The 1,380-nt window shown below is 64.3% G+C and carries 1 protein-coding gene; it reads right to left on the bottom strand.

The genetic code is table 11. The annotated features are described in order from the left end of the window. Positions 1-38: 38 nt before the first annotated feature. Positions 39-1,274 (bottom strand): IS30 family transposase, encoded by a 1,236-nt coding sequence (locus A5650_RS00435; RefSeq protein WP_082950534.1) that lies wholly within the window; start codon positions 1,272-1,274, stop codon positions 39-41. Between the last annotated feature and the right edge of the window lie 106 nt (positions 1,275-1,380).

The following is a 1,380-nucleotide window of genomic DNA, read 5'->3' as shown; positions in this document are numbered from 1 at the left end:
GTCGAAAATTGAGCAGGTAGTTCCGGGTTGGGTTCTAGTCAACGTCGCAACACCAACCGACTTTCAGAGGTTAGCAGCGTCGCGAATAAGTCAGCCGGACAACGGTCTTGCAGCACCATGCGTGGCCTATTGTTGAGCTCCTCTTCGACTGCTTTGAGGTGCTGTGGCGAATGGATGGCCAGGGTGACTCCCTTGGGGAAATAGTCCCGAAGCAGCCCGTTGGTGTTCTCATTGGTCCCGCGTTGCCAGGGTGACCGGGAGTCACAGAAGTAGATGGGCGCGCGGAGCTTTTCGGCGGTGGCCAGGTGACGCGCCATCTCGGTGCCCTGGTCCCAGGTGATCGAGCGCATCAGTGCCGGCGGCAGATCTTGCATGCGAGCCACCAGGGCGGCATGCAGCGAGTCGGAGTCGGCGCGGGGTAGATGGACCAGTCGCAGCATCCGGGTCTGACGCTCAACCAACGTGCCAATCGCCGAGAGGTGGTTGTCACCGATGATGAGGTCACCCTCCCAATGCCCGGCCTCGGATCGATCGACCGGCGGGAACGGGCGGTCATGGATGGTGAGCATTGGCTGTTGGAAGCGGCCTCGTCGGCGCTGCTGTCGCTGGTGCGCGCGGCGGTGATCTCGACCAGTGCGCAGCGGCGAGCGGCGGTGCGGCGCCAACCGTGACGGTCGCATGAAGCGCGAATTTGGTTGGTAGACAGCCGCATAGATGCTTTCATGGCACAACCACATCGACCGATCCTCGGGGAAGAGCAGGCGCAGGTGCCGGCTGATCTGCTGTGGGCTCCACCGCCGACCGAGCAGCTCGGCGACCACGCGGCCCAGCTGAACGTTGACATCGACACGGCGTCGATGGTGACGTGCTCGACGTGCAGCCGCGTGCCGATGAGCATCGAAGGGCCTGTACCCGCGTCCGGTCGGCGCGTTGCGCCGCAGTTCCCGGGAGATCGTCGATGGTGCTCGGCCGAGTCGGCTGGCGATCGCACGCATGCTCAGCCCGCAACGACGGAGATCGGCGATCTCGATGCGCTCGTCCTGGGACAGGAATCGAGGGCTGATCTCGCGTACCTCGAGCCGATCCAGTGGCGGGACGAACTTGACTTCGACACCGTTGCGGAAGACCTTGTAGCCGCGGGTCCAGTTCGTCGCCGCAGACCGGGACACGCCGACTTCACGGGCCGCAGCCCGCACGCTCCACCCCCTGGCCCGCAACTCCAGGAACCGCTGACGCTTGGCCGACAGCGGACGACGCCCCGGCCCCTTCTTCACCCGACGCGACGATGCCAACACAACCTCCAGAATCTAGAGAAGTGTTGCGACCGCCCCTAGAAACCACCCCGGAAGAAACTGCTCAAGATTCGACCGGAGCCGACAC

Source organism: Mycobacterium sp. 1164985.4 (assembly GCF_001668575.1).
In the GTDB taxonomy this organism is placed as follows: Bacteria; Actinomycetota; Actinomycetes; order Mycobacteriales; family Mycobacteriaceae; genus Mycobacterium.
Note: the sequence above shows the minus strand (reverse complement) of the source record. Positions and strands in the feature narration are given on the sequence as shown.